Below are 23,774 nucleotides of genomic sequence, written 5' to 3' on the forward strand. Positions count from 1 at the left end.
GTTTTTATTATTATAAGTTTACTTAGATAGCACTTACAACGCCGGAACCAACAGTTCTACCACCCTCACGGATAGCGAAACGAAGACCTTGCTCGATAGCGATAGGCTTAATAAGCTCAACGGAAATTGTAACGTTATCGCCAGGCATACACATCTCTGTTCCTTCAGGAAGCTCGATAACACCTGTAACGTCTGTTGTTCTGAAATAGAACTGAGGACGATAGTTGTTGAAGAAAGGAGTATGACGGCCACCCTCGTCCTTAGTAAGAACGTAGATTTCGCCCTTGAACTTGGTAAGAGGCTTAATGGAGCCAACCTTAGCAAGAACCTGTCCTCTTTCGATATCTGTTCTGTTGATACCTCTTAAAAGACATCCAACATTGTCGCCTGCTTCTGCATAGTCAAGAAGCTTTCTGAACATTTCGATACCTGTAACAACAGTCTTCTTAGGAGCATCCTCAAGACCAACGATTTCAATTTCTTCTGAAAGCTTGAGCTGACCTCTTTCAACTCTACCTGTAGCAACTGTTCCACGACCTGTGATTGTGAAAACGTCCTCAACGGGCATTAAGAAGGGAAGATCTGCTTTTCTTTCGGGAGTAGGAATGTACTCGTCAACATTTTTCATAAGCTCAAGGATAGGAGCGTATTTGGGATCGGAAGGATCCTGAGAAGCACACTCGATAGCTTCAAGAGCAGAACCTCTGATGATAGGTGTATCGTCGCCGGGGAAATCATAGCTTGAAAGAAGCTCACGAACTTCCATTTCAACAAGCTCTAAAAGCTCGGGATCGTCAACCTGATCGCATTTGTTAAGGAATACAACAATCTTAGGAACGCCAACCTGACGAGCAAGAAGGATGTGCTCACGAGTCTGAGGCATGGGGCCGTCAGCTGCGGAAACAACGAGGATAGCACCGTCCATCTGTGCAGCACCGGTGATCATGTTCTTAACGTAGTCAGCATGTCCGGGGCAGTCAACGTGAGCGTAGTGACGAACGTCTGTCTCATACTCAACGTGAGCGGTGTTAATTGTAATTCCTCTTTCTCTCTCTTCGGGAGCCTTATCAATCATATCATATGCTTCATACTGAGCCTTGCCCTGGAAAGCAAGAACCTTTGTGATAGCAGCGGTAAGAGATGTCTTACCATGGTCAACGTGACCGATAGTACCGATATTAACGTGGGGTTTACTTCTGTTAAACTTTTCCTTTGCCATTTTCAATATCTCCTTTTAATCAATTTTAATTTTTCAATTTATATTATTTTACATTCTTTTCAAGAAAAAAGCAAGCACTTTTTACAAATTAGTCGTTCTTTTTAGCGCGAGTGCTTATAATTTGCTCCTGAATATTCTTAGGAACTTCAGTATAGTGGCTGGGCTCCATAGAATACTGACCTCTACCCTGAGTCTTGGAACGCATATCAGTTGCATAACCGAACATTCCGGAAAGCGGAACGTGAGCTGTAACTTCCTGAGCTCCGCCTGAAATGGTTTCCATACCCTGTATCATACCACGGCGGGAGTTAAGGTCACCGATAACGTCACCGAGATATTCCTCGGGAGTAATAACAACAACCTTCATAATAGGCTCCATAAGTGCAGGATCTGACTTACGCATAGCCTCTTTGAATGCCATTGAACCGGCAATCTTAAATGCCATTTCTGATGAGTCAACCTCATGGTAAGATCCATCGTAAAGTGTTACTTTACAGTCAACAACAGGATAGCCTGCAACAACACCGGACTGCATAGCGCCGCGGATACCGGCATCAACAGCGGGGATATATTCCTTAGGAATAGCACCGCCGACAATCTTATTGATGAACTCATAGCCCTTACCGGACTCGTTGGGCTCAAGAATAATCTTAACGTGACCGTACTGACCTTTACCACCTGACTGTCTTGCATATTTCATATCTACGTCTGCAGATTTGCGGATTGTCTCCTTGTAAGCAACCTGAGGATTACCGATGTTTGCTTCTACTTTAAATTCACGAAGAAGTCTGTCAACGATAATTTCAAGGTGAAGCTCACCCATACCTGCAATAATAGTCTGGCCGGAATCTTCGTCTGTGTAGGTTCTGAAGGTGGGGTCTTCTTCAGCAAGCTTTGAAAGACCGATACCCATCTTCTCCTGTCCTGCTTTTGTCTTAGGCTCAATAGCAACACGGATAACAGGCTCCGGGAATTCCATTGATTCCAAGATAACAGGATGCTTCTCATCACAGAGAGTATCACCTGTTGTGGTATTTTTAAGACCAACGGCAGCAGCAATATCACCTGCATAAACCTCGGTAATATCTTTTCTGTCGTTTGCGTGCATCTGAACTATACGTCCGAAACGCTCACGGCTGTCTTTAGTAGCATTTAATACTGTTGCACCTGTCTCTACATGGCCGGAGTATACTCTGAAGAAAGTAATACGTCCAACAAAGGGGTCAGTTGCAATTTTGAAAGCAAGTGCTGAGAAGGGTTCATTATCGTCAGCCTTTCTTTCTGTTTCCTCACCTGTTTTCTCATCCACACCTTTGATAGCGGGAATGTCTACAGGAGAGGGCATATAATCAATAACAGCGTCAAGAAGCTTCTGAACGCCCTTATTCTTATATGATGTTCCGCAGGTTACGGGAACCATATCGTTGGCAATAGTAGCCTTACGGATAACCTTCTTGATTTCCTCGATTGTGAGCTGTTCGCCGTCAAGATATTTCATCATAATATCTTCGTCCTGCTCAGCTACACTCTCAAGCATTTCCTGATGGTATTTCTCAGCTAATTCCTTCATATCCTCGGGAATTTCTTCGCAACGGATATCCTTGCCTAAATCATCATAATAAATATATGCTTTCATTTCAACAAGGTCAATAATTCCCTTAAAGGTATCTTCACTTCCGATAGGAAGCTGAATCGGAACTGCGTTACACTTGAGTCTTTCCTTCATCATTGCTACAACTCTGTAGAAGTCAGCACCCATAATATCCATCTTATTTACATAAGCCATACGGGGTACCTGGTACTTATCAGCCTGACGCCATACGGTTTCAGACTGGGGCTCAACGCCGCCTTTAGCACAAAATACTGTAACAGAGCCGTCGAGAACACGAAGAGAACGCTCAACCTCAACGGTAAAGTCAACGTGTCCGGGAGTGTCAATGATGTTAATTCTATGGTTTTTCCAATAGCAAGTAGTAGCAGCAGAAGTAATTGTAATACCTCTTTCCTGCTCCTGCGCCATCCAGTCCATTGTAGCGGCGCCCTCGTGGGTTTCGCCTAACTTATAATTAACACCGGTATAAAAAAGTATTCTTTCTGTTGTGGTAGTTTTACCTGCATCAATATGAGCCATTATACCGATATTTCTATATAAGTCAATCTTATGAGTACGTGGCATAATGTCCTCCTATTAATATCTGTAATGTGCGAATGCTCTGTTAGCTTCAGCCATTTTATGAGTTTCGTCCTTCTTCTTAACGGCTCCGCCAGTGTTGTTAATAGCATCCATAATTTCGCCTGCAAGTCTTTCTCTCATTGTGCGCTCGCTTCTCTCACGAGAATAACGGGACAACCAACGAAGACCCAGGGTTGTTCTTCTTTCGGGGCGAACTTCCATAGGAACCTGATAAGTCGCACCGCCGACACGTCTTGCCTTAACTTCCAATGTAGGCATTATGTTTTCCATAGCCTCCTGGAATGCTTCAAGGCCATCTTTGCCGGTTTTCTCCTTTACGATAGCAAATGCATCGTATACAATTTTCTGAGCAACGCCTTTTTTACCGTCATACATAACGTTGTTGATAAGTCTTGTTACCAACTGACTGTTATACAGCGGATCGGGTAGTACATCTCTTTTTGCTATATTACCTCTTCTTGGCACTTTGCTTCCCTCCTTCATATTCTGATATCATAGGTACTCGAAAGTTTTACTTTCGGCAGTGCTCCGGTAATACAGACAAATATATCTGAATTACAGCAAAGCACATTTTGTCTTTGCGTAAATTTTTACGCTTTAATTTTTGTCAACTAAGCTTTCTTTGCGCGTTTAGCACCGTACTTACTTCTTGACTGCATTCTCTTGGCAACACCTTGAGTATCGAGAGTTCCGCGGATAATGTGATAACGCACACCGGGAAGGTCCTTAACTCTTCCGCCTCTGATCATAACCACGCTATGCTCCTGCAAATTGTGGCCGATACCGGGGATATAAGCTGTAACCTCAATGCCGTTTGTCAGTCTTACTCTGGCAATTTTTCTAAGCGCAGAGTTAGGCTTCTTGGGAGTCATGGTCTTAACAGTTGTACAAACACCACGTTTTTGAGGGGAGCTCTTGTCATTCAAATCCTTTGTTAAGGAGTTAAGACATTTCTGGAGCGCCGGAGCTGTGGATTTCTTTGTAGCTGTTTCCCTGCCCTTTCTAACTAACTGGTTAAAGGTTGGCATCAATACACCTCCTAAAAATTTTTTATATCAAAGGCAAAAGCCTTGATAACAAATTAAATGTTTTTAATATATGCAGCAACGGACGAACCTACTTCAATTTTGAACATTTCACCCAACGCCTGCATTGTAGGTACCTTTTCAACAGGAACTCCCTTTTCGTTGCAAAGAAGAACTATCGGCTCGGTATAGCCTTGCGCCGCATCCTCCGCTATAAAAACTTTAGTAGCTTCATTCTTCTTAAGCGCCCGAGTTACCTGCTTAATTCCTACCACGTGTTTTTCATTAAGCATATCTCTCTGTTTCCTATATAAAAAAGTAATTTTGGGCGCAAAAATCTCGTCTTTGCGCAGATGTAATTGATTTTATCGCATTTATTCTCATTTGTCAATAGTTTTAACAAAAATAATCTATAAATTCCTTTTTATCCCTTTTTTTCTTATTTGATATCCCAATCGTAATATTCTACCCAGGTTGCCGAATTAAGAATCAGGTCTTCATTTATTCCGTGAGCGTAATAGAAAAGCTGATATTCAGCACTTTCCCCGCCGCCCACAAATTTGCAAGTATCCAGCTTGTCATCGTATGTAATTGTCTGACGGTTGATTTCCTTGCCGTCACGCTCCACAATCATTCCCGTTCTACGATAAAACCCGTCATATGTATAACGGTACACATTTTTAGGCTCACCGACCCACTCAGAAATATCGGACAGCTTCTCCCCGTGCTCACCGTATGCGTAAGTATGGACAACAGTTCCGTGTGAAAAAACTTTTTTATTCTCCACGCATTGTCCTTTATCATTGTAGATGCGCTCTACTGTTTCAGTTTTACGACCATCGTTGTAGGTAGTAGCCTTATAGGTAAGCTGTCCCGCCGCATTGTAAGAATATGTAGAATCGGCTTGATAACCCTTTGAACCGTTTACTTTTTGTGATACTTTGTTACCCTTTTCATCGTAGGAACAGGTTGTGGTACTGTCATCGTCATCATACGACGAATCATATACACGCTTAATCATATTACCCTTTGCATCGTAGGTGCGGGTTTCTGTTTCCCCGTTACCATATTTATTTGTTCTTATTCTTGTTTGTAACAAACCATTAGCGTAGGTGGAGTCATACTGCTCCCAATACTGCGCATCACTGTTTTCTTCCGAGCGCTGAACTAAAAGCCGTCCCTCATTATCCCAGGTAAAATATATGGTGTGAATACCCCATACTGACGTCGCAGGATAGCCCTTGGCATCGTAAGTATGCTTACCCGGGTTTTCCCCTTTTGACCAAAGCGGTTGCCACACAAAATGGCGCAACAGCTCAGGGGCACGTTCATCATTGGTAGAACAAAGCAAACGGTAGGCTTCTCCGACCTTTCCCTCTTTAATAGCAGTAAGCGCCTGTTCATATTTTCCGTCCTTCTGCACAGTAGGACTGCTTGTATCTTCGGATACAGTTGACGACACATCGCTGATATCCGATGTGGTACTTGTAATATCACTGTTAATACCGTTATCAGAAGGCTTCTCACAGCCTGCTAATGCTGTAATTATCCCGCATACCAACAAAATCAAAAAAATTCGTTTCATCTCTTCATCTCCGAAATCAGACAATAGAAGAATTATAACATATTTTTACAAAATTAGCAAATAAAAAACGGCGGAAAATCCGCCGTTTTATTTAAAGCATAAGCTCACATATTTTATTGGAAAATTCAAGAGGATTGTCAATGGGTAAGCCCTCTATCAAAAGAGCTTGATTGTATAAAAGCTCTGCGTAGGTTTTGAGCTTTTCTTTATCTGAGGTATAAAGCTTTATAAGAGCTTCAAATACAGGGTGATTTGCATTGAGCTCTAAAACTCTGTTTGCCTTTGCTCCCATACCCTCTGTGGCATTGGGCATAGCGTTTAAAACCTTTTCCATCTCTAAGGAAAGCTCGCCCTCGGCAGTAAGACATACAGGGTGAGTTTTGAGTTTGTTTGAAACTGCTACCTTGCTTACCTTTTCCCCTAAAGCTTCCTTCATTTCTTTGAGCATATCGGCATTGTTTTCAGACAGCTTCTTTTGTGCCTCTTTTTCTTCCTCTGTATCTAAATCAAGATTATCACTGCTTACTGATTTAAACTCCTTGCCGTCGTATTCGTGAAGCACCTTAACGGCAAATTCGTCAATATCGTCTGTGAGATATAATACCTCAAATCCTTTATCCTTAATAAGCTCTATCTGAGGAAGCAAATCAATTTTAGCTACGCTCTCGCCTGTAGCGTAATAGATATATTTTTGTTCTTCCTTCATTCTTGAAGCATATTCTTCAAGCGTTGACATTTTATTCTCGCTTGAAGAGTGGAACAAAATTAAATCCTGAAGCAAATCCTTATTCATACCAAAGCTGTTATATATGCCGAATTTCAAATTAAGACCGAAGCTCTTATAGAATTCTTCGTATTTTTCTCTGTCATTTGCTAACAGCTTTTTAAGCTCTGTCTTTATTTTCTTTTCAAGGCTTTTAGCTATTATCTTGAGCTGTCTGTCGTGCTGAAGCATCTCTCTTGAAATGTTGAGGGATAAATCCTCAGAGTCAACAAGACCTCTTACGAAGCTAAAGCAATCGGGCAATAAATCGGCACACTTTTCCATTATAAGCACACCGCCCGAGAAAAGCATAAGTCCCTTTTCAAAATTCTTTGTGTAATAATCATAAGGAGCCTTTGAGGGAATAAAGAGTAATGCGTTGTAGGTTGCAGTACCCTCTGTTTTAGAGTGAATTACCTTTACAGGCTTTTCAAAATCAAAGAATTTTTCTCTGTAAAAATTGTTGTAGCTTTCTTCGTCAACCTCGTCTGCGCTCTTTTTCCAGATAGGCACCATACTGTTGAGTACGGTATCCTCTACAACCGTTTCAAATTCTTCCTTGTTATCCTCTTTAGGTCTTTGTGTTTCAATATACATTTTAATAGGATAACGGATATAATCGGAATATTTTTTAATTATACCTTGTAAACGGTAGCTTTCCAGATATTCGTCATAGCTTTCGTCCTCGGTATTTTCCTTAATTGTAAGTGTTATCTGTGTTCCAGCTTCTTTCATTTCACAGGGAGTAATTGTATATCCGTCCGCCCCGTCGGATTTCCATAAATAAGCTTCGTCAGAGCCGTATGCCTTTGATTTTACCTCTACCGTTTTACTTACCATAAAAGCAGAATAAAAGCCTACACCGAACTGACCTATTATATCAACAGCGGAATTTCCGCCGTTTTCATTTTTAAATGCAAAGGAACCGCTTTTTGCGATTGTTCCCAAATTGCTCTCCAATTCTTCCTTACTCATTCCGCAGCCGTTATCGGAGATAGTGAGTGTTCTTTCGTCTTTATTTGCAGCTATTCTTATATACATATCCTCTTTGGAAAGAGTTACGCTTTGGTCTGTCAAAGAACGAAAATACAGCTTATCAAGCGCATCGCTTGAATTACTTATAAGCTCACGAAGAAATATTTCTTTATGAGTGTATATTGAATTAATCATTAAGTCCAACAGTCTTTTAGACTCTGCCTTAAACTGTTTTTTTGCCATTTGTTATACTTCCTTTATATGAGTATTAGCACTCATAATATCTGAGTGCTAATACTCATTATAGTATGATTTTATTTTTTGTCAAGCCTAATTTTGTTAACTTTTGTTAACATTTACTCTTCAAAATATTTTTTCAGGCAGGTCATTATTTTCTTTTCTCTTCTTGAAACCTGTACCTGTGTCATATTAAGTATTTTAGCAGTTTCACTTTGAGTTTTTGCGCAAAAATAGCGCAGAGAAATAAGCTTTCTATCCTGCACATCAAGGGTATGTATGGCATTTTTTAAGGTTAACAGCTCTGTATTTTCATCACTTTTATCAATGCCTGTTGTTTCAAACAAGCTTCTTTCATCTTCATTATTGCTACTGTCAAAGGATAAGGGCGCAGTTGTTGCTTCAAGAGCTTCAATTATTTCGTCTGTTGAGTCTTTTGTAAGCTCAGATATTTCAGAAACGGTAGGCTCTCTGCCAAGCTGCTTTAAAAGATTGTTTTTTGCTTTGAGAGTTCTCATCTGAACCTCTTTAAGCTTTCTTGAAACCTTAAGAGCGCTGTTGTCCCTGATATATATTTTTATTTCTCCTGTTATCACAGGAAAGGCATAGGTTGAAAATTCGACCTCTTTTGAAAGGTCAAAGCCTCTTATTGCCTTTAAAAGACCTATTGAGCCTGCCTGTATCAAATCTTCTCTTTCAAAGCCGTAAATATTAAGTCTTGTCGCCGCACTGTAAACAAGCCCCATATTTTCACATACAAGCGTTTCCTCTGCCTGCGAATTTCCCGACTGTGCAAGAAAAATAAGCTCTCTTGTTTTATCTCTTGTTATCATTTAAGCTTCAGCTGCTTCGAAAGGGTTACGCTTGTCCCCTTGCCTAAGGTTGAGCGTACCCTCATTTTATCGGTAAAGCTTTCCATAATAGTAAAGCCCATACCTGCTCTGTCTCCTGTTTCACTGCTTGTGTAAAGAGGCTCTCTGGCTTTTTTTATGTCTTCTATTCCGCAGCCTCTGTCCCTTACAGTAACTGTTAAAATGCCGTTTTCGAAAAGGCGTGCCCTTATGTAAATTACTCCGATACCGTCCTTATAGCCGTGTACTACACAGTTGGTAACAGCTTCTGATATAGCTGTTTTTATTTCCGATATCTCATCAAGGGTAGGGTCAAGCTGAGAGGCAAAGGCTGCAACTGTTACCCTTGCTAAGCCTTCATTGGCAGAACGGCTTAAAAATGACATTTTCATTTCATTTATACATTTCATTTGTTTTTCTCCTTAATCTACCTTCATATATTTATTAACACCCGAAAGCACCAATACTTTTTTTACCTGCTTTGAAGTGTTTATAATTTTTACTCTTCCGCCTATGCTTTGCATATGCTTATATCTCCCTATTGCCACAGCTATTCCCGAGCTGTCGCAGAAAGGAACCTGCGCAAAATCCATAATAAGCACCTCGGGTTTAATTCTTGATGCTGTCGTATCTATTTGTTCCTTTATTCCTTTTGCGTTATGGTGGTCAAGTTCTCCCTGTAAAGCCACAGTAAGATTTTTTCCGCTATGAGAAAATTCAAGCTTCATAATTACGGCCTCCGCCTTTCTTTTCCTATACAGTTATTTTTATCCAATATAGCATATCTTATTCAAAAATTTTGTCGAAAAAATTGCATAAAAAAAGAGGACAGCTTTTTCTGTCCTCTAAATTTAGTCTATTGTGTATTTTCCTCTTATCAAAAGCACACAGTCCGAAGCGGCTCTTATTCCTCTGCCGTTTCTGTCAAACACGTAATAATGCTCGTTTGTAAGCCTTGCTCCGTTGGCACAGAAGCTACCGTCAGTATAATCGTAAATTCCTATTGAGCTTGAAGGTGAAACACAGCTTGCCGCTCCGCTTCTTATAATAATTTCCGTACCTTCGGAGGCACTCAACAGCTTTCCTTTTTGAAGATTTATAACCTTATATCCATACTTTTCGTCATTGTTTATGTAATTATCAAGCTTATCCTCTATATTTTGCAAAGCGCTCGAAGTACTTTGAGCGTTGCTTTGAGCTTGTTCAGCTGTGCTTTGAGCTTGATTTGCAGAGCTTTGAGCCTGATTTGCAGTATCCTGAGCCTGACTTGCTGTATTTTGAGCAGAAGATACATCTTGCTGAGCTTGCAGTATGCTTTGCTTGATATCTGTGATAGCCTGTGCAGAAGAAAGCGCAGAATTCAAATCCGAATTTTTGATATAGTTCTCTAAGGCTGTGGTAATGGCATTATCCACATAGCTTTTTGTAACTATCGGGTCCTCTGCAGAGCCGGGGTCAGCGGCAAAGCCTATGTATACCGCCGATACGGTTATAACAGTACAAACCGCAGCGGTGGTAATAACTCTGAATTTTCCTTTTAACAATCCGTATCATTCCTTTTCTTTTATTTTACGTTGCTGTTTCTATACCTGTTTCACATTTTAATCCAAAGCTTACATACAACGCATTGTCAACAAAAAGCATCGCATTACTGTCTAAAAAACCTATTTTTTCGCGAAGCCTTTTTTTATCAACTGTTCTTATTTGTTCCAAAAGGATTACCGAATCCTTTGCTATTCCGTATTTTTTGGCATTGATTTCAATATGCGTAGGCATTTTTGCCTTGTTAATCTGACTTGTAATTGCAGCCACAATAACAGTAGGACTATATTTATTGCCCACGTCATTCTGAATAACCAATACGGGACGGAGACCGCCCTGCTCACTTCCCACAACGGGGCTGAGGTCAGCGTAAAATATATCCCCTCGTTTTACTGTCAATTTGTTCACTCTCCGCTAAATTTAACTCGATGCGTCTGAGGGCTTCGTTGTCAACACAGAGTCCCTCTTCGGCTAACTCTGTATTTAGTATTGCCATTTTTTTATAGCCTTTAATCATTGAATTGATATTTTTTTTCATTTTCAGCAAATTAATAATCTTCATGGCAATCCCTCTCTACTATTTTATTTTAAATTCAGCTTTTTGACAGTATTTATATTAGTATTTATATTAGTATTATATTAAAAATAATCTGTTTTTTCAATAACAAAAATTTACCTTAAGGTGACAAGACTAATCCGAATCTGCCTCAAAGGAGCACATTTCAGTTCTTTTCACCCTATTTATTCTTGCAAGACTCAAGCCTTACTTTGCCTAATCTCCATAAAAAACTCTCGAAATCTTCTCCCTTTGAGGTCGAAGATTTTAAAAAGAGAGGATTTTTGTTCAAACAAGGCATAAAACGGAGTTAATCCTCAATGGATTAACGAGTATTTTAACGTAGGATGAGCGAAAATCCGCCTTTTTAAAACAAGTTCGGATTATTCTTGTCACCTTATATAACTTTCCTCCTCTATTACTTTGTCGTCTTTTATATAAATTCTCGGTATACGCTTTGAAATACAGCACACCGTTTCATAATTGATAGTTCCCAAAATATCGGAAATTTGCTCTACGGGTAATATATTTCCGTTCTCTTTTCCGAAAATCAAAACGTTGTCATCGTTGCGTACATCTTCAATTTTGCTTATGTCAGCCATTGTCATATCCATACACACAAGACCTATGATATTAGCAGGCTGTCCCTTTATAAGAACCTTTATTTTTCCCGAAAGACCTCTTGCAAAGCCGTCTGCATAGCCTATGGGAAGCACGGCAACCTTTGTTTTATCAGTTGTTTTATATGTTCTCGAATAGCTTATAGATGTATCTTTTTCAAAGCTTTTTATCTGTGCAACTCTTGTGCAAAGGCTCATTACCGGCAAAAGACCTATATTCTTTGTCTTTGAGCTTGGCAAAAGTCCGTAAAGGATTATTCCGGGACGCACCATATCAAGCTGCATTTCGGGGAAATTTATTATTGCCGCACTGTTTGAGCAGTGCTTATATTTAAAGCTGTAGCCTATTTTTTCAACAGCCTTCATAAAATATGAAAACTGCTTTTGAGTATAGTCACTCTCAGGCTTATCAGACTCTGCAAAATGAGTAAATATACCCTCAAATTCAAGATTTTCAAGCTCTAAAACTTTTTTTATTTCACTTACTGTTTTTTCAATATCCTCATCACTGCTACACATAAAGCCAAGCCGTCCCATTCCCGTATCAAGCTTTAAATGTATTTTCATTGTTTTGCCTTTTTTTATACAAAAGTCAGAAATTGTTTTTGCCTGCTCATAGGAAAAAACAGTCTGTGTTATTGAATATTCCAATAGCTCGTTGTAGCTTTCGGGATTTGTATAGCCTAAAACAAGGATAGGTATTTTTATACCGTTTACTCTGAGCTGTACCGCCTCATCGTTTGAAGAGACCCCAAAGCAAGTAACTCCTTGAGCTTCAAGCTCTCGGGCAACTGTTATGGCACCATGTCCGTAAGCATCTGCCTTTACTATTGCCATTACAGCGGTATCACTTTTAAGTCCTTTTTTTATTTGAATGTAATTATGCGCCAATGCCGATAAGTCTATTTCAGCTCTCGTTCTTTTAAACATTATTCTCTTCCTTAAACAAATTTGAATTGAGTGATGCTTACTGAAATTTTTTGAGAGTTAAGCATAAGCTCCGCCGTCAAGGGCATCAAGGTAGAAATATCAAATTTCAGCTCTGCATTTACTCCGTAAAGCTCACCCGCCAAGGTAATCTGAGTTTCATTTTTATTTTTAACAGGTAATTCTCCCACCGCTTTTTCCAATGACATAAGCATTTGAGAAACTGTGTCCATTCCTATACCTATTTCAGAGGGTAAAAACTGTGAAGGGATATTTAAGTTTTTATATTTGATTATCTTTTCACTGCCGTTTGTTTCTATAACTAAGCCCTTTAACGCTTCGGGAGTTATAAACTCTGCTTTGCAATATTCATTTCCACGTCTTTCAAACAAAAAGCTGTATTTAGTATCCTCAGCAGTAATACTTATACAAGCATCAAAGCCCGAGGCATTTTGATATTTTTTTGTTAAGTCCGTATTTTTTTCAACTACCCTATTGCAAGAGCAAAGCAAAACTAAAGTTAAAATAAGTATGTATACTGACCTTTTCACCAATATTACTCCTCCGCAAGCGGAAGAGCATTAGCCATTCGCTTTTTCAAGCTCAACCGCCTTAAATATCAGCGGAAGCTCATTTATAATATCGGTAGGTGTCATAGAATACTGTGAAAGCTTTTGAGCAGCACTGTCTCCCGCTGCGCTGTGAATATACGCAGCACATAAAGCACTGTCGAACCCGTCAAGTCCTTGAGCAAGCAAAGAAGCAATTATTCCTGCAAGCACATCTCCGCTGCCGCCCTTTGCCATACCCGAATTTCCCAAATAATTTATACACACCTGTCCATTCGGCTCCGCTATTATCGTATATGCGCCCTTCAGCACGGTTATTACATTTTCTTTTTGACAAAATTCTCGGACAATTCCTATTTTATCTTTTTCTATTTCTTCAATTGATAAGCCCGTAAGCCTTGAAAACTCAGCCATATGGGGAGTTATTACCGTTGCTTTGCTTCTCTTTAAAGAAATTTTATTTAAAGATGCAACGTTTAAAGCATCAGCATCAAGCACAAGAGGAATATCACTTTTTAAAAGATATTCAAGAATTTCTAAGCTTGTTTTAGCTTGACCGCTTCCGCACCCAAAAACACAGGCGTTGCTTTTTTCAAGCTGTTGTTCAAGCTTTTCTTTTATATTTTCATTTGTATATGAGCTGAAAACAGCTTCAGAAACCTTTATTTGCATAACGGGAAGAATTTTTTCGGGCAAGAGCATATTGAGTAAGCCCACTCCGCTTTTCAAAGCTCCGTTTGCACAAAAATACGCCGCACCGGTCATATACTCAGACCCGCAGATTTCAAGTAATCTTCCATAGTCGCCCTTATGAGTATTCCTTTTTCTCGAAGGTATTCTTTCTACAATGTCAGGCATATCAGAAAGAAATATATCAAGCTTTTGTAAATCTATAATTTCTTGTGGAATTGAAATATCCGCTACAATAATTTTTCCGCAATAATCCGCCGCAGGAAAAAGATAATGACAAGGCTTTGGCAGAGCAAAGGTTATTGTATAATCACATTTAATACACTTTCCGCCCAAAACTCCCGTATTACATTCTATACCGCTGGGGATATCCACAGCAAATTTAACAGCCTTTGAATTGTTTACAGCCGCAAACAGCTCTTCAAAAGCACGTTCAAGCGCTCCGTGAAATCCAGTCCCGAAAACTGCATCTATAATAATATCCGCTTCTTCAATATGCCTATAGCTTATCTCTTTAGCAGCAACATCTTTGGGAAGCCTTTCATATACTGATTTAGTAACCTCAGGCAAATTTTCAGCTTCCCCGAAAAAAAGAGCCTTTGTATATGCACCTTTATAAAAAAGCTGTCTTGCCGCCGAAAAACCGTCTCCGCCGTTTTTGCCGTTTCCGCACAGTATTATTATCTTTTTTCCGGAAACATTACCAACTGCATTTTCTACCTCACGGCAAATAGCATTTCCTGCGCTTTCCATAAGATAAGAGACGGAGGTGTTTGCTTTTTCTATAGCTTTTTTTTCTATTTCAAGCATCTGTTCCTTTGTGGCTATTTTCCTGTTCATAAAAGCCCTCTTTTACAATAGTTGTAATATATTAAATATCTGCTAAAAATTATACGAACAAACCGAGGAAACCTCGGTTTGTTCAGCTTTCAAATATTATTTATCCATAACCTTTCGGGGAATGTAAGTCTTAAAGCTTTCTATCATTCTCTCGTCAGGCTCGAAAACAAGAAGAGTTCTTCCTTTTTCGGTATCGTTAAAAATACCGAAATACTGACCCTCGGACTGAGGATGGCTTACAGCAAAAATCTTATTTTTTATGCCGGGTGCCTCTATCTCTCTTTTATGTTCATTGTTTACAGGAGCAATAATTTCAAACTCTCGACAATTCAAAGATGCGAGCTTCTTTCTTTTTCTTTGAGCAATTATGCAGTCAACATCAAGCTCACCGTTAGTGAGAGAATACTCATATTCAAGGCTTCTGGAGCTAAGCAAATACCACGCTCCGTAAAGCTCAGCAAAGCCAATAAAAATACCTAATGCGCCCAGGTATGCTGTTGCAAAAACAGCAATAACCAAAAACAAAATTATTGCCGCAACAACCAGCAAAAGATTGATTGCTATATCAACTGCGGTAGCTCTTTTTTTAACTATTTTTTCAAGAAAAACGTCCATCGTTTTCCACTCCCCTATCGACTGTCAAAACTTAATTATCAAGATAATTTCTGAGAAGCTCCTGCAAAAGCTCGTCACGGTCTATCTTACAAATAAGGCTGCGAGCGTTCTTATGATTTGTAATATAAGTCGGGTCCTCGCTGAGAATATAGCCTACCATCTGATTGATAGGATTATATCCCTTTTCCTTAAGAGCGTCATAAACCGTAGTTATAGCTCTTCTTAGCTCATTTTCCTTTTCTTGATTTATTTTAAATACAACTGTATTTCCGGACATTAAAAAAACCTCTATTCAATGATTATATAGATATTTTTTGTTACGGTTTAATAATAATACATTTTTTCTTAAATAGCAAGTATTTTTTACTAAATATACGTTAGCTTCTCAAAAATGCTCCTATTTTTTCAAGCTCCTTGAAAATTTTCTTCATAGCGCTGTCAACCTCTTCGTCAGAGAGTGTTTTTTCCTTATTTCTGAAAACAAGAGAATAAGCAACGCTCTTTTTGCCCTGTTCAATTTGCTTGCCCTTATATACGTCAAAAAGCTGTGCCTCTTCAAGAATATTATTAGCTCCCTTTCTTATAGCTGCTTCAATAGCGGCAACGGGAAGCTCGTCCTCACATACAAGAGCAAGATCTCTTGTTAATGCAGGGAATTTGGGAAGTCCTGTATAAACAGCCTTCTTTCTTTCGCAAGCATATAGCTCTTCAACATCTATTTCAGCGCAGTAAAGCTCTGCTTCAACGCCGTAGTTCTTAGCAATAAAAGGATGTACCTGACCTACTACACCTACGTACTTGCCGTTTACATATATTCCTGCGGTACGTCCGGGATGATAGTAGCTTATATCTGATTTTGCTTCGTAGCTTACCTTAACTATATTAAGCTCGTCAAAAATCTCCTGTAAAACGCCCTTGATATCAAAGAAGTCCATTTTATTTTTATACATTCCCACACAAAGAGTTGTTCTCTCATCGGGAAGCTTGTTGGAATCCTCATCGGGAATATATATCTTTCCAAGCTCAAAAAGTGCGGCGCTTTCATTTCTGAAATTGTAGTTTCTCGTCAGAGTTTCAAGCATTGAAGGAAGCATCATACGGCGCATAATACTTGTATCCTCGCCCAAGGGATTTAAAATTACAACGCTTTCTTTTTTAATCTGTTCCCCGTCAAGACCTATTTTGTCATAGAATTTGGGGCTTATAAAGGAATAGGTTGCTATTTCGTAAAGTCCGTTTGCAACAAAGCTGTTTATAATATCCTTTTCAAATTTCTGACGTTCGTTAAGACGTCCGCACAAAACCTTTCCCGAAAATACATTTGAAGGAATTTTATCATAGCCGTAAAATCTTGCTATTTCCTCAGCAATATCAGCTTTGTGCTGTAAATCGGAACGGAAGGTGGGAACATATACCTTGCCGTCTTTAACCTCTACGTCAATATTTTTAAGGTACTGAGTCATTTGCTCTGTTGAAATATCTATTCCCAAAAACTTGTTTATCCACTCTGCTTCAAGAGGGAAGCTGTTTCTCTCGGAAGAAGAATTATTTATATCTATAAGTCCGCTTACTACCTCACCTGCATTTAAAAGGTTTACAAGCTCGCAGGCACGGTCGAGGGCAGGGAGAGCGTTGTTGGGGTCAAGTCCCTTTTCATAACGGCTTGATGACTCTGTTCTGAGTCCTACTTTTTTTGCGCCCAGACGAACACAGGGAGCGTTAAAGCAAGCAGACTCAAATACAACAGTTACGGTAGAATCCTTAATTTCGGAATTTTCTCCGCCCATTATACCTGCAAGACCTATGGCACGCTCATTGTCTGCAATTACAAGAATAGAGTCCTGAAGAGTTCTCTCTACACCGTCAAGAGTATTCATTTTCTCGCCGTTTGATGCACATCTTACATTTATTTTCTTGCCTGTGATACATTCATAATCAAAGGCGTGCATAGGCTGACCATATTCAAGCATAACATAGTTTGTTATATCTACTATATTATTGATAGGACGTACTCCGCAGGAACGAAGTCTTGCTCTTAGCCAGGAGGGAGAAGGCTCAATTTTAACGTTTTTAACCACTCTTGCACAGTATCTTGTGCAAAGTGTAGGCTCTTTAACCTCAACGTCAATATAATCGGAAATTTTTCCGTCACTTTCCTTTACAACAGGTGTATGCAATTTCAAGGGCAGATTATAGGTTGCCGCTGTTTCTCTTGCAAGACCGATAACGGAAAGACAGTCGGGACGGTTTGAGGTTATTTCAAATTCCACAACAGTATCGTCAAGACCTAAAACCTCTGTTATATCCTGTCCTATACTGCACTCCTCCTGCATTATGAAAATGCCGTCCTCAATAGCATAGGGGTAATCATTTTTAGTAAGTCCAAGCTCCGAAAGAGAGCAGAGCATACCGTTTGACACTACTCCTCTGAGCTTTCCTGCTTTAATTTTTCTTCCGTCAGGCAAAACAGCGCCGTCCTTACAAACGGGAATTATATCACCCTCGGAAACATTGTTGGCACCTGTAACTATCTGAACAGGCTCATTTTCACCCACATCTACCTGACAAACTATCAGCTTATCTGCGTCGGGGTGCTTTTCTATTTTCAATATTTTTCCTACTACGATATTTTTTATCGTATCTCCAACACACTCAAAGCCTTCAACCTTTGAGCCTGTTATTGTAAGAGCCTCAGAATATTCTTTAGGGTCGGGGTTTATATCAACATAATCTTTAAGCCACTTTATTGATAATTTCATAGCTTTTTATCCTCTCTGTAATTTAATTAAAACTGCTTTAAAAATCTTACGTCATTTTCATATAAAAGACGCATATCGTCAATATTATAATGACGCATTACAATTCTTTCGAGGCCTAAGCCGAAAGCAAAGCCGCTGTACTCTTCGGGGTCAATTCCGCAGTTTTCAAGCACCTTAGGATGTACCATACCTGCTCCTAAAATTTCTATCCAGCCTTCGCCCTTACAAAGACGGCAGCCCTTACCGCCGCAAACGTAACAGCAAACGTCAACCTCTGCCGAGGGCTCGGTAAAGGGGAAATGGTGAGGACGGAAGCGCACCTTACTGTTCTCTCCGTAAAGACCTTTTATAAACACCTCAAGCGTACCCTTAAGGTCAGCCATTGTAATACCCTTGTCAACAACAAGCCCCTCTATCTGATGGAACAGAGGTGAATGAGTTGCGTCAACGGCATCGGAACGGTAAACTCTTCCGGGCGCAATTATTCTTATGGGCGGCTTTTTCTTTTCCATAACTCTTATCTGCATAGGAGAGGTCTGCGTTCTGAGAAGAATCTTATCATTTATATAGAAGGTATCCTGAGTATCTCTTGCAGGGTGCTCAGGAGGAATATTCAAAGCTTCAAAGTTATAGTAATCGTATTCTACCTCAGGACCGTCTGCCACCTCAAAGCCCATTCCCAAAAAGATTTCCTTTATTTCATCCATAACAGTTGTCAACGGATGTGGTTTTCCTGTTTTATTTAATTTTCCGGGCATAGTTACGTCAATTTTCTCGGAATTTATTTTTTCTTCAAGAGCTTTTGAAGAAAGCTGTTGCTTTGCTTTTTCAAGCTCTGTTTCCAAAAATGAACGGACTTGATTTGCCAGCTGTCCCATAGCGGGGCGCTCCTCTGCCGAAAGAGTACCCATCTGCTTTAAGATAGCGGTCATTTCTCCTTTTTTACCTAAAAATTCAATTCTGATGTTTTCCAAATCTTCAAGACTTTGCGCATTTGAAAGAGCCTGCTCGCCCTTTATTCTGATAGCCTCAAGCTGTGCCTTCATAAACTTCAACCTTTCAAATTTAATAAAAAAGCCTTTTCATCCCAAATGGGACGAAAAGGCTGAATTTCCGTGGTACCACCCAAATTCCTGCTTAAAGCAGGCACTTTAAAAGCTTTTAACGGAGCCAAACCGTTGCCGCCTACCAGAAAACCTTCAACAGCACCGTTCACGAGCGAACTTCACTTAAAGCTCATATATGAATGCTCACAGCCGACGACATTCACTCTCTGAATATTCCTTCTAAGCTACTTTCCCGATCACAACGTTTTTTTCATTTTAACACTATTTTTAAAAAAATGCAAGTCTTTTCTTTACAAAAGAAAATAATTATGTTACAATAGTAATATTAAGTGAAGAAAGATATGGTGAGCTATATGGCTGAAAAATCAAGTATAAATTCCCTTATGTACCGTGGTTTCCCTTTGGTACGTTGCGGAAACATATTATATTACGGCAATCTCAGTGATAAATATATTATTATGCTTCAGGTGCTTGACTCCAAGAAAAATGACGACCTTGAGATAAGCGGAAAGGTTTCCGTTGAGCTTCAGTATACCGACCCTGACCTTAAGGCTAAGGACAGAGTTGTTAAGCGCAGTGAAAAATTAGGTCTTTACAATGCTATTGATATAGGCTCTATATGGCTTGAAAGAGCTCTTAAGGGGAAAATTTAAGTGAGGTTTGCGGCTGTCATTTTTTGACTGCCGCCTTTTTCATTATGAATGTATACGATTTTGATAAAACTATTTATAGGGGCGACAGCTCAACTCAGTTTTACTTTTTTGCTTTAAAAAAGAAAAAAAGAGTACTCCTTTATCTGCCTTTGCAGTTTTTTGCCTTTATTATGATGTCTTTAAAAATTTTCAGCAAAACCAAAGCAAAGGGATATTTCTTTTCCTTTTTTAAATGCTTTAAAGACATTGATGCTCTTGTAGCTGAGTTCTGGAAAGAAAAGAAGGATAATATTTATAAGCGTTATTATGTATCCCACAGGGCTGACGATGTTATTGTTTCCGCATCTCCTCAGTTTTTGCTTGACCCTGTAAAAAGCATTTTAAACGTAGAGCGTATTATTGCTTCCCCTGTCGATAAAAAAACAGGCAAGTTTTTCGGTCCTAACTGTTACGGTGAAGAAAAGGTTACAAGGTTTGAGGAATTTTATAAAAAATCAGAAATCGAAACCTTCTATTCCGACTCTTTTTCCGATACTCCTTTAGCCAAGCTTGCAAAAAAAAGCTATATTGTCAGAGGCGAAGAGGAAATCCCCTGGGAATACGCAAGATAGAAATGTGTTTATATAACAACGTTAATTTTTAAGTCGATATGCAGACTAAAGTCTGCCCGATATTTTTACTATCGTAAAATCGACATGTTTAAGCATAGCTCAAACTCGATATGATATAAATCTCGCTTTTGCATTTTGCAAAAGCATATCGAGCAAAAGGCAGTATCTACCGCACCGCCCCTCTCCGTCCCTAAAAAAATGCAGTATTTCCCTCTATTTTAAGAGGTTTTGCGAAAGTTATGACTTTTTGCGAGAAATTTGCGAGATAGGTGTGAGAAGCATTAAAACCCTCCCCAAGAAGACTTGGGGAGGGTTTGTCTTCGGTTTAGGTGGTCACTAATTTTCTAAACGAATATAGTCCAATTTGCATAGTGCATAGCGATATTTGTAACCATTGTCAATGACATAAATGGAGCCATTTTCAATATCAACGATATGACGTGCTCCATCTTTTGTTGTAATCTTAACTTCGTCATAAGACCAATGGTGTGATATTGAAATAGATTGAATATTGCTTCGATCCAGTATCCCGTTTGAAGTGGTGAATCTTAACGAATTATCACATACAATGCAGTGCAAAGATTTCCCCCACGAATTACTGTGAAGATAATCAGCGGTGATGCATTTCTCAAAAAAGGCGCTTGCATTATTTCCCAATGTAACTTTACCGTCACTTACAATATGGGATATAAGCTCGTCTACGTTGTCAAACCACACGTTATCACTTTCGGTTTCGATATATTCCGATTCTTCGAAAAACACGACAGTGTTAATCCAAGCATAATCCGGAATTTGTTTTCGGAGTAAGTAAACAGCTCGACCAAGCTGTTTGAATGGTGACTTGTGGACTTTGGTATGTATTTCATCCGTCCAACGGTCGCGTTTATATTGGATGAAGTTGCCGTTGCGGTCAACAAGTCTACCTTTCCAGCACTTGATCTCTATAGCAAATAGCTTATTCTTATAAAGAATCAAGCAGTCGATTTCCGCATTACCCTCTATTGTCTGAATAATAATATTCTTTTTGATTTCGCAATCAGGCAAACGAGATTGAATGGCATAGACGAATTCGTCCTCACCCAAATCTCCGTACTTTTTTGCCTGCGTTGTATGCGGAAGCGAAGGTTCACCCATTCTCGCAAAGCCTATTTTGATTTTATGAAAAAAGCTTCTAAGTCCCATACGATCAACCTAACTAAAAATTTTTACATTTTATTATATCATATTCTTATCTGTTTTTCAATGGCGATGCAATTATCTCTGGACTTATCAGATCTTTGTGGTATCCTTTGTGTTAAAAAACACAAGGAGAATAAAAATGAACCAAGAAAAACAAAGAGAAGCATATCAAAAGATGCTCAAAAAACGCCCCGATATCTTAACTCCGATGAAAGCGGCTCGTTGGTCACCCGTAGGCAAGAATACAATCTACGCCGCACTCAAAAACGGTGAGATAGAATCCTATACCTATAAAGGCGGTTATATCTTCACCAAAGATGCTCTGATTGATTACCTCGTCAGGACCACAAATGATAAAGGCAAATGATATACCCTCCGAGGTGATAAGAAATGTTGAGTAGCTTACTGTAAGTGCTGTCGGGCGAATAGGTGCGGTGTGTCTTGCATATTAGTAAACGTAAATGCGCGTGGATGCTAAACAACGGCTTCATCAAATGTCAAAACACTGGCAAGCACATAAGACTAACGCAAAAACTCTTCAAACAGAGCGGTGGCAAGTAACCCTTACCGCCAATTAAATTTAATATGGTTTAAAAGAAAATTTGCTATTTGTATTCAAATATGATATAATGATTATATGAAATGGGGTGATGCTGTGAACGATATTTTTGAAGAATATTTGCGCGAAAAAGAACCGCAAAAAAAAGAAAAAAGTTATGCTTGGCATACCGCAATCGGTCTTCAAGCAGTTGATGGACTTAACACAAGTGAATACTTGATTGAAACCGCCAAAAAGAACATTGACGGCGATATAACTTTTGAAGAAGCTAATGATTTAATTCACAGTTATTATAAAGAAAATATTGCGCATACAGATACTGACAGAACCGAAGAAGCTGACAAGGTTTCGGTTCGCATAGCGCAGTTATTATCAGAAAAATCTTTCGTTTTTTCACCGGCGCAGTATATTTCAATTCATTCACAGTTGTTTAGGGATATTTATAAACACGCAGGCAAAATCAGAGATTATAACATAACTAAAAATGAATGGGTACTTGACGGTGATACCGTTATGTACGGTGGCGCTTTGGATTTAAGAGCGACCTTGGATTATGATTTTTCGGTTGAAAAAGAGTTTTCGTATAAGAATCTTGGGGTGGAGGAAATCATAAAGCATTTAGCAACTTTTGTCTCTCGCCTTTGGCAAATTCATATCTTCTCCGAGGGTAACACAAGAGCGACCGCGGTTTTCTTTATAAAATACCTTCGCACGTTAGGCTTTGACGTTACCAATGATATCTTTGCTGAAAATGCTTGGTATTTTAGAAATGCTCTGGTACGTGCAAACTATACCAATCTTAAAAAAGGAGTACACGAAACAACCGAGTATTTGGAACTATTTTTGCGAAACCTATTGCTCGGTGAAAACAATCCGCTCAAAAACCGCGATATGCACATTAGTTGCTCGTTATCTTCCCCAAAGTGCAACGAACGAAACGAAAATTGCACTTTGAATTGCACTTTGGACGAAACGACAGTTTTAAATTTACTAAAATCTGATGGCAAACTAACACAAAAGAAAATTGCCGAAAGCATTAAAAAATCTGAAAGAACCGTTAAAACAATTACTGCTTCTCTTGAAAAGAAAGGCTTAATCACCAGAGTAAACGGTAAACGTTTCGGATATTGGAAAGTGAATATCGATTAACATCTTCTATTTCTCGGCTTCGAAACGAACTAAGATCTCAAAACACACGGATAACCCAAAACCTCGGCCAAAATGTGAAACTTTCATATTTTAGCCGAGGTTCTATTTTATCAGTTAAAAGCATTGCGATATTTTTACGAATATGATATATTTTTTTATTATATATTAACTTTCTATAATTTCGGATATTAAGAAATTGGAGATTTATATCGATGCGTTACTGCGTAACGCAAAAAAAGAGACCTTCTCACAGCAAACACTGTGCGAAGGTCATTTTTTAATCGACATCAATAAATTAAACAGCTCTCTGTACCTTATTTGAACGAAGGCAACGGCTGCAAGCATGGATGTGCTTAACTTCTCCGTTTACAACAGCACGTACCCTTTTAACATTGGGCTTCCATGTTCTGTTACTTCTTCTATGTGAGTGAGAAACTTTGATACCGAAAACAACGCCTTTTCCACAAATATCACATTTAGCCATTATTTAACCCCCCTACTACTTTTCAATAACGATGCAAGTTGTATTATAACAGATAAATTATCAAAAAGCAAGCATTTTTTTATTCCCAAATAAAATTTTTCAAAA

26 protein-coding genes are annotated in these 23,774 nt (G+C 39.1%); 4 read left to right on the forward strand and 22 right to left on the reverse strand.

The annotated features are described in order from the left end of the window. Nucleotides 1-22: 22 nt before the first annotated feature. The 20 genes from tuf to pheS form a co-directional block, all read right to left on the reverse strand. On the reverse strand, nucleotides 23-1,219 hold the full coding sequence (gene tuf / locus E7480_02780) for an elongation factor Tu (GenBank protein MBE6903511.1): 1,197 nt from the start codon (nucleotides 1,217-1,219) through the stop codon (nucleotides 23-25). 88 nt (nucleotides 1,220-1,307) lie between these two features. Then, nucleotides 1,308-3,395: an elongation factor G gene (gene fusA, locus E7480_02785; GenBank protein ID MBE6903512.1), complete on the reverse strand. Its 2,088-nt coding sequence runs from the start codon at nucleotides 3,393-3,395 to the stop codon at nucleotides 1,308-1,310. Between the two features lie 12 nt (nucleotides 3,396-3,407). Next, nucleotides 3,408-3,896 carry a 30S ribosomal protein S7 gene (gene rpsG / locus E7480_02790; protein MBE6903513.1) on the reverse strand — a complete coding sequence of 163 codons (489 nt, stop codon included), beginning with the start codon at nucleotides 3,894-3,896 and terminating at the stop codon, nucleotides 3,408-3,410. Between the two features lie 128 nt (nucleotides 3,897-4,024). Beyond that, nucleotides 4,025-4,441, reverse strand: a complete 417-nt coding sequence (locus E7480_02795) for a 30S ribosomal protein S12 (protein MBE6903514.1) — start codon at nucleotides 4,439-4,441, stop codon at nucleotides 4,025-4,027. A 53-nt stretch (nucleotides 4,442-4,494) separates the two neighbouring features. Further along, nucleotides 4,495-4,731: a 50S ribosomal protein L7ae-like protein gene (locus tag E7480_02800; protein ID MBE6903515.1), complete on the reverse strand. Its 237-nt coding sequence runs from the start codon at nucleotides 4,729-4,731 to the stop codon at nucleotides 4,495-4,497. A gap of 146 nt (nucleotides 4,732-4,877) precedes the next feature. Continuing rightward, nucleotides 4,878-6,023, reverse strand: coding sequence for a hypothetical protein (locus E7480_02805; GenBank protein MBE6903516.1), 1,146 nt, complete (start codon nucleotides 6,021-6,023; stop codon nucleotides 4,878-4,880). Nucleotides 6,024-6,114: 91 nt separating this feature from the next. Further along, nucleotides 6,115-8,004 (reverse strand): molecular chaperone HtpG, encoded by a 1,890-nt coding sequence (gene htpG / locus E7480_02810; GenBank protein MBE6903517.1) that lies wholly within the window; start codon nucleotides 8,002-8,004, stop codon nucleotides 6,115-6,117. A gap of 113 nt (nucleotides 8,005-8,117) precedes the next feature. Next, the gene (locus E7480_02815; GenBank protein ID MBE6903518.1) at nucleotides 8,118-8,831 is read right to left on the reverse strand and encodes a sigma-70 family RNA polymerase sigma factor; all 714 of its coding nucleotides are present in this window, start codon (nucleotides 8,829-8,831) and stop codon (nucleotides 8,118-8,120) included. After that, nucleotides 8,828-9,259, reverse strand: coding sequence for an anti-sigma F factor (locus E7480_02820; GenBank protein ID MBE6903519.1), 432 nt, complete (start codon nucleotides 9,257-9,259; stop codon nucleotides 8,828-8,830). The genes E7480_02815 and E7480_02820 overlap by 4 nt, the downstream gene beginning before the upstream one ends. A gap of 12 nt (nucleotides 9,260-9,271) precedes the next feature. After that, nucleotides 9,272-9,577, reverse strand: a complete 306-nt coding sequence (locus tag E7480_02825; GenBank protein ID MBE6903520.1) for an STAS domain-containing protein — start codon at nucleotides 9,575-9,577, stop codon at nucleotides 9,272-9,274. A 123-nt stretch (nucleotides 9,578-9,700) separates the two neighbouring features. Then, a complete protein-coding gene (locus E7480_02830) occupies nucleotides 9,701-10,393 on the reverse strand; it encodes a hypothetical protein (protein MBE6903521.1) in 693 nt (230 codons plus the stop codon). A gap of 25 nt (nucleotides 10,394-10,418) precedes the next feature. After that, nucleotides 10,419-10,790 carry a type II toxin-antitoxin system PemK/MazF family toxin gene (locus E7480_02835; GenBank protein MBE6903522.1) on the reverse strand — a complete coding sequence of 124 codons (372 nt, stop codon included), beginning with the start codon at nucleotides 10,788-10,790 and terminating at the stop codon, nucleotides 10,419-10,421. Further along, nucleotides 10,756-10,953 carry a hypothetical protein gene (locus E7480_02840; protein ID MBE6903523.1) on the reverse strand — a complete coding sequence of 66 codons (198 nt, stop codon included), beginning with the start codon at nucleotides 10,951-10,953 and terminating at the stop codon, nucleotides 10,756-10,758. The genes E7480_02835 and E7480_02840 overlap by 35 nt, the downstream gene beginning before the upstream one ends. Nucleotides 10,954-11,339: 386 nt before the next feature. Continuing rightward, entirely contained in the window at nucleotides 11,340-12,497 is a 1,158-nt protein-coding gene (gene alr / locus E7480_02845; GenBank protein MBE6903524.1) for an alanine racemase, read from the reverse strand. 11 nt (nucleotides 12,498-12,508) lie between these two features. After that, nucleotides 12,509-13,045 (reverse strand): hypothetical protein, encoded by a 537-nt coding sequence (locus E7480_02850; GenBank protein ID MBE6903525.1) that lies wholly within the window; start codon nucleotides 13,043-13,045, stop codon nucleotides 12,509-12,511. 30 nt (nucleotides 13,046-13,075) lie between these two features. After that, nucleotides 13,076-14,593: an NAD(P)H-hydrate dehydratase gene (locus tag E7480_02855; GenBank protein ID MBE6903526.1), complete on the reverse strand. Its 1,518-nt coding sequence runs from the start codon at nucleotides 14,591-14,593 to the stop codon at nucleotides 13,076-13,078. 96 nt (nucleotides 14,594-14,689) lie between these two features. Next, on the reverse strand, nucleotides 14,690-15,208 hold the full coding sequence (locus tag E7480_02860) for a hypothetical protein (GenBank protein MBE6903527.1): 519 nt from the start codon (nucleotides 15,206-15,208) through the stop codon (nucleotides 14,690-14,692). Between the two features lie 31 nt (nucleotides 15,209-15,239). Continuing rightward, a complete protein-coding gene (locus E7480_02865) occupies nucleotides 15,240-15,485 on the reverse strand; it encodes an IreB family regulatory phosphoprotein (protein ID MBE6903528.1) in 246 nt (81 codons plus the stop codon). Nucleotides 15,486-15,585: 100 nt separating this feature from the next. Then, the gene (locus E7480_02870; GenBank protein ID MBE6903529.1) at nucleotides 15,586-17,967 is read right to left on the reverse strand and encodes a phenylalanine--tRNA ligase subunit beta; all 2,382 of its coding nucleotides are present in this window, start codon (nucleotides 17,965-17,967) and stop codon (nucleotides 15,586-15,588) included. A 26-nt stretch (nucleotides 17,968-17,993) separates the two neighbouring features. Further along, nucleotides 17,994-19,013, reverse strand: coding sequence for a phenylalanine--tRNA ligase subunit alpha (gene pheS, locus E7480_02875; protein ID MBE6903530.1), 1,020 nt, complete (start codon nucleotides 19,011-19,013; stop codon nucleotides 17,994-17,996). 374 nt (nucleotides 19,014-19,387) lie between these two features. Here pheS and E7480_02880 point away from each other — a divergent pair, with 374 nt between their 5' ends. Then, complete coding sequence (locus tag E7480_02880) at nucleotides 19,388-19,687, forward strand: hypothetical protein (protein MBE6903531.1); 300 nt, start codon at nucleotides 19,388-19,390, stop codon at nucleotides 19,685-19,687. A gap of 44 nt (nucleotides 19,688-19,731) precedes the next feature. Next, a complete protein-coding gene (locus E7480_02885; protein ID MBE6903532.1) occupies nucleotides 19,732-20,298 on the forward strand; it encodes a phosphoserine phosphatase in 567 nt (188 codons plus the stop codon). A 336-nt stretch (nucleotides 20,299-20,634) separates the two neighbouring features. On the opposite strand, the gene E7480_02890 is transcribed toward E7480_02885, so the two are convergent. Then, nucleotides 20,635-21,480: an NERD domain-containing protein gene (locus E7480_02890; GenBank protein MBE6903533.1), complete on the reverse strand. Its 846-nt coding sequence runs from the start codon at nucleotides 21,478-21,480 to the stop codon at nucleotides 20,635-20,637. Nucleotides 21,481-21,616: 136 nt separating this feature from the next. Here E7480_02890 and E7480_02895 point away from each other — a divergent pair, with 136 nt between their 5' ends. Both E7480_02895 and E7480_02900 read left to right on the forward strand, forming a co-directional pair. Further along, nucleotides 21,617-21,844 (forward strand): helix-turn-helix domain-containing protein, encoded by a 228-nt coding sequence (locus E7480_02895; GenBank protein MBE6903534.1) that lies wholly within the window; start codon nucleotides 21,617-21,619, stop codon nucleotides 21,842-21,844. A 288-nt stretch (nucleotides 21,845-22,132) separates the two neighbouring features. After that, nucleotides 22,133-23,185: a winged helix-turn-helix transcriptional regulator gene (locus tag E7480_02900; GenBank protein MBE6903535.1), complete on the forward strand. Its 1,053-nt coding sequence runs from the start codon at nucleotides 22,133-22,135 to the stop codon at nucleotides 23,183-23,185. A gap of 295 nt (nucleotides 23,186-23,480) precedes the next feature. Here E7480_02900 and rpmB read toward each other — a convergent pair whose 3' ends face one another. Continuing rightward, nucleotides 23,481-23,669, reverse strand: a complete 189-nt coding sequence (gene rpmB / locus E7480_02905) for a 50S ribosomal protein L28 (protein ID MBE6903536.1) — start codon at nucleotides 23,667-23,669, stop codon at nucleotides 23,481-23,483. Nucleotides 23,670-23,774 lie beyond the last annotated feature (105 nt).

It is taken from the genome of Oscillospiraceae bacterium, from assembly GCA_015067255.1.
GTDB lineage: Bacteria > Bacillota > Clostridia > Oscillospirales > SIG519 > SIG519.